Source organism: Ruegeria sp. BG7 (assembly GCF_056535685.1).
In genome coordinates this window covers 210,323-216,406 of sequence record NZ_JBQFIU010000003.1, presented here as the reverse complement: position 1 = coordinate 216,406, position 6,084 = coordinate 210,323, and the positions used below count along the sequence as shown (strand labels likewise).

Below are 6,084 nucleotides of genomic sequence, written 5' to 3'. Positions count from 1 at the left end.
AGGCGAAGCACGGTGTAGAAAGCAAAACCCGCAATGATTGCTGGCGCTATTCCGAACATGAAGAACGAAAGCATGGTCATCCCGAGGATCACCAGCAGATAGATCACGGGTAGGCCGCCCCATTCTGCAGGACGGCTTAGGCCGCGAAAGACGGTATTTCGGCGCGGCATCGATCAGGCTCCGATGAATGTATCGGCAAGGCCAATGACGGCACCCACAACAATCGCGACCACTGGACCCTTCAGCGAGCCCCGAACACACATAGGCAAGACAGCCCCAGATGAAGCCGACAGCGGCAAGGCTGACGCCAACAACCTTGGAGTCGGCCAGCGTTTCGTTGATAAAATCGCCAATGGCATCTTGCAGCCAGCCAGCGGAGGCGGGAGCTGCACTGACGATAATCATTGCCAGCGCGAAGAACGCGGTCTGTTGGATGAAGTGGGTTCTTTTCATGAGGAAGTGCTCACTTTGCTTAGGATGATCCGCACGTAGTTGCGGGTTTCGGTGAAGGGGGGGACGCCGCCGTATTCGACGACGCGGTGAGGCCCGGCGTTGTAGGCGGCAAGCGCCAGCTTCCAGGTTCGAACTCGCGGTACTGCGCCGCCAAATAGCGGGCACCACCGTCGAGGTTTTCTGCAGGGTTCTTTGGGTTCACGCCCAGGTCTTTCGCCGTTCCGGGCATGAGCTGTGCGAAGCCATAGGCACCCGGCGACAGAGCATCAGCCTGATACCGGCTTTCCTGCCAGACCAGCGCCATGAACAACTCTGCCGGAATGTCATGGCGTTCCGCCGCTGCGTGGATTTCTTTAACGATCCGCTCCTGCGACCAGCCGCCCGAGGATCTGCGAGGCCGCGGTGCCTTGCCCGCAATCTCGATCTTTTCTGTGGCTTGGCCTTCGGAGCTTCCGGTTTTTCATCGAGAGTGTACTCGCGCATCCGGATTGGACAGACGATGCCATTAACGATTTCTGCCCGCGCACCGTTCAGATACACGCTGCCGTCCGGTTCGTATTCGATGACCTGTGCACTGGCATCCGTTCCCAAAGCCGCCGTCAAGAATGCCAACAACGGCCAAACGGCGTTGATCCGACATCTGTTTTCGGTGAAGCTTTTGATGGAGCTGGTCACTAATTTGTCCTCCAAATTAGGTCAGTAGTTTTTACATAATTACTATTATGGGGCGCGGCGTTGGGTCATCGGGGCAGCGGGTATTCAGGTGCCACGAAACAGCACTGTGCCCGTCACGGGCTTTGTAGAAAGCCAGCGTTTTGCTCGGATCAATCAGCCTGAAACTTTGGCCGAAGTGTTGGGATACCCTGCTCGCCTCGGTTGTCAGTCAGCGCTAAGCGGTCGGAGGTGCAGATACCTTGTCCAGGGTCGCACCCATTGACTCTGGCGCGGTGCTGTCCAATCTAGGATCGGCATCTGGGGTTACTGTTTTTACCATAGTACAGTTCTCTTGATGTTGGAGGAATGCCCGGATGGATTTGGGGCGTTTCTTGTCCTGTCGGTTGTTGGCGCAATCGACAGGACCGCTCACTGCTCGGTGGTTTTGTTCAGTTTTTCTTTAAGCCGTCGTTCAGTCCTTTCGTCTAACCGCACCAGGACCCGCGTTTTCCGCCCGCGTATGGGCGCGCGAGGCCTTCAGAAATCAGGATTGATCCAACCTCTTTTCCGCTGACACGCGCGGTCGCGAGGAGGCGGCCGTACCTGTCCATTTCCGGGTTAATTTCCAATTCCACCTGGCCGTTGGTTTGAATGATTTCCCTCAGGCGATCTTTGGCTCTCAGTCCCAAAGCTTTTTCGGCGTCGCATTGTGCGCGGAAGGTCTCAGGCGCATCAAACCCAACAAGCCGATACCGGTCGTCACCATGGTCGATCGTGTCGCCGTCAACGGCGATCACCTCAGATGCGCCAAGATTTTTGTTTGCCTAGTTGGTTCAATCCAAACCGCAGCAATGAACAAAGACGTGAGTACAGCGCTGAGAAGCAAGAGCCGTCTCATGCGCGCAACCCAAAGACACAAGGCGGCAGCTCGTTCGCGCGTGGCCAGTCGTTAGGTTTTGGATTCCGCGTCCAGGGCTTGGGCTGCTTCGAGACCCTCCGGAGTGATCGACTCGATCGTATAATCCGACTTGACGCAGAGAATGCGCCCATCCCCAAATTCCTGGTGATGCTTAAAAAGCCCCGGCCAAAGATCGAACTCTCTGGGCTCAGCCCCCGCGCGTGAGATCTTCGACTTGCACAAGGCCCCGACATAATTCGGTGAGCTGTATATGCAGTGGTACTTAGGTCGTCCAAGGGAAGCGAGTCCGATAAATTCGTAGCGGCATGTAAAGGGAACCTGATCCTCTTTCAGGCCCCGGACCATCTCGATGGTTACCACAGTGTATTGTCTCTTGTTGTCCGCCATGACGACCCCCTATGGGCCGTCTTCTACATCCAAAAGTTGTGGACTAAAACACAATCTACGTCAATATAAGAAAGTCAGCCAATATACGAAATTGGATTGTCAGAAATATATTGGCCGGATATTGCTTAAGCGATTCGCAAGCAGGAGAGACCATCTTGAAACACTCAAAATCCGGAAATCGAACTCGCGCGAAGGCCCTTGCAGTCGCACTCGCCACACTGCCGGCATCGCAGGCCAGTGCCTATCCAATTGACTGCGCGATATTTCTTTGTCTCGCCGGAGGCTTCACCCGATTGCACCGCAGCCAGGGCGGAATTCATTCGGCGCATCACACCCTATCCGGTCGAGCCCCCGCTCCAACTCTGGCGCTGTCCGATGAACGCGTCACACAACACCTCAGGTCGGGGTCCAGTGGAAAGGCTGGAAGCTATCAAGCGCACGAGTGCCAGCCCTATTCCAGAGCTTCCATCTGACGATACGACAGTGCCATTGCTGGTAGATGCTGCGATCTCGATAGAAGCAATCCAGGCATTTCATGGCCAGTCCGGCGATAGCTTTCAAGCCACACCGATCAGCGTCGATCTTTCCTCACCCGATTTCGACGTTGTGAGATCCATCAGGGTTTGGGATGTGCGTCACTACAGCTATCGCCGTCGGTCACGGGAGGGAGATTGCGAGCGTTCGCTTGATCTGGTCGTTGGTAGCTATGACGACAACGTAAGCTTTCAATGGTCCGATCAGGCTCCCGCGCCAATCCCAGCCTGGCTGCCCCTTGGCAATCGATGTGAGCCTCCCAGCACCTTTCGCGGTGTTGGTGTTGAGTGGACAGACATATTCGGGTTCAGCGATTACGAACTCATCCGATACTGACGTTGTTTGCCTGGTAGGTGAATGCATTGCCACTGCAGAAGTCAGTGAACGTGCCAGCCGCATTGGCAACGAGGCCGTCTGGGCCAGAGGAACACCCCAAACCCTAAAACAAAAAACCGCAAGGCGGGGCCTCAGCGGGGATCTTCTTAAGTCAAGTTTGATCACCTGATTTATAGGAAATTCCCAAAATTCTGACAAGGATAAACGCATCTGTGCGAACGGTTTTTCTCTGTCTTTTTGCTGAGGTTCGACGCGCCTTGCTTCCCCGATGAGAAGCAGACCATGAGACCGTTGAACCATACCGAATACCCTGCCCCGCGAAGCTGCGATGACAATTCCGGCCTTTTAAAAGCGAGGCCAAAGCCATGAGCTTTCGGCACATTTCATCTGCCAAACTTCAAAGTGCGCGACGCTACCACAACGGCCTTCCCGAAGGCTGGAACCGTGACAGGTTTCGGCAGCTCTGTGTATGCTATGCCCAGATCAGGGGCGCATCGGCCCAGTGTATTCGCACCTATGAGATAATAATCGACATGATCTCGCCATCTGCTTTTCGGGACCCGTCTCTGGAACCCTTTTGCTACGCGCGACAGGAAACACTCATTGCCGGGCGTGGATTGACAGATCGGACAATCCACAATCATGAACGCGAGCTGGAAGCCATTGGCCTGATCGAGCGCAGGCTCGGCGCTAATGGCGCGCGGTGTAAGCGCAAGGGGCTTGGCCTATTCCTGACCCCTGCCCTGAACCTCATTCCCGAGATGCGCGACGCAGAAGTGCGGAGCAAGGCCGAGAAGAAAGAGCATGATGCGTTGCGCGGTGATCGATCACGGCTTTATCGATATGTAAAGTGCAGCCTCGCAGTGCTTACTTCACTTCCCTGCCCTCCTGACGGCGTGGAAGACATGATGAAGGAATTTCGATCCTGGCCGCGCGCCGACAAGCTGAAATACATGTCGCTGGAGGCGCTTAGGCTACATGTTCAGGCGGCTCACGACCTTTGGAAGCGGATCGAAGATCATATCGCAAAACCCGGTGAAATTTCGGGTGAACCCGAAGCTGGTTTCGGGTCCCATATACAAGACCATATTGAAGAAAAAATTCTGTCCTGTAACGCCGATGGCGAAGTAACAATGTCCTCGGCTGAAGCCTCGGAACCAGATTGTTCTGGCTCTGGGCCTGACGGCCCTCCGAATTGCTTAGAAAGCAATCATCCGACGGATCTGATATCATGCAAGGCCCAAAACCTGCCTCGGGTGAACAATCACATCCTGTATGACCTGGCCTCACCTGAGCTGCGCATGCATATCGATATTGCCGGGGGTGGAGTTCAGAATTCCTCTCCGACACTCTATGCGATCGAGACCGGCGTTTGGTCCCGGCTTTCGGAAATCGGCACCAATATCTCCGCTTGGCATGCGGCAATCGAACGGTTGACCATCATGGGGGCAATCGTGGCTGGAGTGGTCACGGATGCGAGGCTGAGTGATCCGCGGCTGCCGCCCGTGGTTAATCCGGGCGGATATCTTCGCGGAATGGTTAAGGCGGATGAACGAGGTGAATTGAACCTGATTTCCAGTTTCATGGGGCTGTTGGCGCGAAGGGCGCGGGAGGAGGACGACGGGCTTCGCTAGGATACGAGATCGTTGCTCCAACCCTGCTCGTTGGTATGTTGCCAGCTTCGCAAATTCATGGGCCTCACCGGCAAGATTTTGCTCTGTTTCCGCCTCCAGAACAGAACTGTATACAAACCTATGATTGGCTACGGGAATTCCCGAGTGGTTTGTTCGGCTTTAGGTTGCTACTGGGTCGCGAAGGCGACGCGGAACAGAAAGACGACCTATGAAAATCGCAGATATTGGCAATTCTGAACTGGATTTCCGGCAAACCGGGGAGGCACGCCTCCAGGAGATTTGCCAAAGGTTTGGATTGGAAAATGCTTCCTATGCCCATATCGACAAACATCACAACGTTGTCCACGGCTGCACCACGTTTTCAGCCGAATGGGTCAGGTATTACGTTGACAACGATCTGGTTCTGGCCGATCCCCTCATTCGGTTTGGCGCCACAATGATCGCACCGATCGACTGGTCAGTGTTCGACAACCAGGCTGACTACGCAGCGCTTTTTGAGGCAGCCCGAAAATTTGGCGTTGGACGTAACGGTCTTTCCATTCCGGTTATCAACCCCTTCGGGAGCGGGGCGTATTTACCGTCACGTCCAATGCTCCTCGCACCGAATGGGACGCATTGGTCGCGAAAATGCTCCCTGCCCTGCGCCATGAGGCACAGGTTCTGCACCTGCTTGCCCTAGATGTCATTGAAACTGTATTCAACTTTCCCTCGGATTCCCTGTCAGGCGATGAGCTGGATGTGTTGAAGATGCTCGCGTCGGGTTTGATACCGTCTGTCATTGCCAGGCAGACGGGGCATTCTTCGCGAATGTTAGAGGCACTGACTGCTTCAATCACCACCAAGCTCAAAAGCCGGACGATTGAACAAGCAGTGGCGCGGGCAGTCAGTACTGGATTTCTTAAGTGGAGCGATTTCTTTGCCGACCCTGTGGCCGAACTGGTCAATATGGAAAGTCAGCGACTATGCGGTGGGATTGTCCGTTGGGGTGGCAGGTCTCACGAGTTTATCGCTTTTGAAGACGGCAGACTGGTTCGGAACGCTGATAGCTTTCAGCCGGTCCAGATCACGGATCTCGCGAGAGAGTTTAACTTGAGTGCAAACGAGGTGGTCGAGGAACTTGCGTGTAACCGTGATCAAAGATTGCGGATTAGGTATCTCTGAATTCGG

At 54.8% G+C, this 6,084-nt stretch carries 8 protein-coding genes and 1 pseudogene; 5 read left to right on the top strand and 4 right to left on the bottom strand.

The window, feature by feature from the left end:
* Positions 1-170, bottom strand: a 170-nt coding sequence (locus tag ACR3EH_RS22150) for a VirB3 family type IV secretion system protein (RefSeq protein ID WP_480634887.1), incomplete at its 3' end; no start/stop codon positions are given.
* A 34-nt stretch (positions 171-204) separates the two neighbouring features.
* Here ACR3EH_RS22150 and ACR3EH_RS22145 point away from each other — a divergent pair.
* On the top strand, positions 205-492 hold the full coding sequence (locus tag ACR3EH_RS22145; protein ID WP_480634889.1) for a hypothetical protein: 288 nt from the start codon (positions 205-207) through the stop codon (positions 490-492).
* On the opposite strand, the pseudogene ACR3EH_RS22140 reads toward ACR3EH_RS22145, so the two are convergent.
* The 3 genes and pseudogenes from ACR3EH_RS22140 to ACR3EH_RS22130 form a co-directional block, all read right to left on the bottom strand.
* Positions 450-793: pseudogene (locus tag ACR3EH_RS22140) on the bottom strand (lytic transglycosylase domain-containing protein); the annotation flags it as partial. The gene ACR3EH_RS22145 and the pseudogene ACR3EH_RS22140 sit on opposite strands and share 43 nt — an antisense overlap.
* A gap of 799 nt (positions 794-1,592) precedes the next feature.
* A complete protein-coding gene (locus ACR3EH_RS22135) occupies positions 1,593-1,904 on the bottom strand; it encodes a thermonuclease family protein (protein WP_171676710.1) in 312 nt (103 codons plus the stop codon).
* 152 nt (positions 1,905-2,056) lie between these two features.
* Positions 2,057-2,413 (bottom strand): hypothetical protein, encoded by a 357-nt coding sequence (locus tag ACR3EH_RS22130; protein ID WP_171676708.1) that lies wholly within the window; start codon positions 2,411-2,413, stop codon positions 2,057-2,059.
* A 483-nt stretch (positions 2,414-2,896) separates the two neighbouring features.
* On the opposite strand from ACR3EH_RS22130, the gene ACR3EH_RS22125 reads away from it, so the two are divergent.
* From ACR3EH_RS22125 to ACR3EH_RS22110, 4 genes are all read left to right on the top strand, one after another.
* Positions 2,897-3,283, top strand: a complete 387-nt coding sequence (locus ACR3EH_RS22125; protein WP_171676706.1) for a hypothetical protein — start codon at positions 2,897-2,899, stop codon at positions 3,281-3,283.
* 365 nt (positions 3,284-3,648) lie between these two features.
* Positions 3,649-4,917 (top strand): helix-turn-helix domain-containing protein, encoded by a 1,269-nt coding sequence (locus tag ACR3EH_RS22120; protein ID WP_171676704.1) that lies wholly within the window; start codon positions 3,649-3,651, stop codon positions 4,915-4,917.
* Between the two features lie 208 nt (positions 4,918-5,125).
* Entirely contained in the window at positions 5,126-5,596 is a 471-nt protein-coding gene (locus tag ACR3EH_RS22115) for an autoinducer binding domain-containing protein (RefSeq protein WP_480634882.1), read from the top strand.
* Positions 5,545-6,078 (top strand): hypothetical protein, encoded by a 534-nt coding sequence (locus ACR3EH_RS22110; RefSeq protein ID WP_480634881.1) that lies wholly within the window; start codon positions 5,545-5,547, stop codon positions 6,076-6,078. Before ACR3EH_RS22115 ends, ACR3EH_RS22110 begins: the two co-directional genes overlap by 52 nt.
* Positions 6,079-6,084 lie beyond the last annotated feature (6 nt).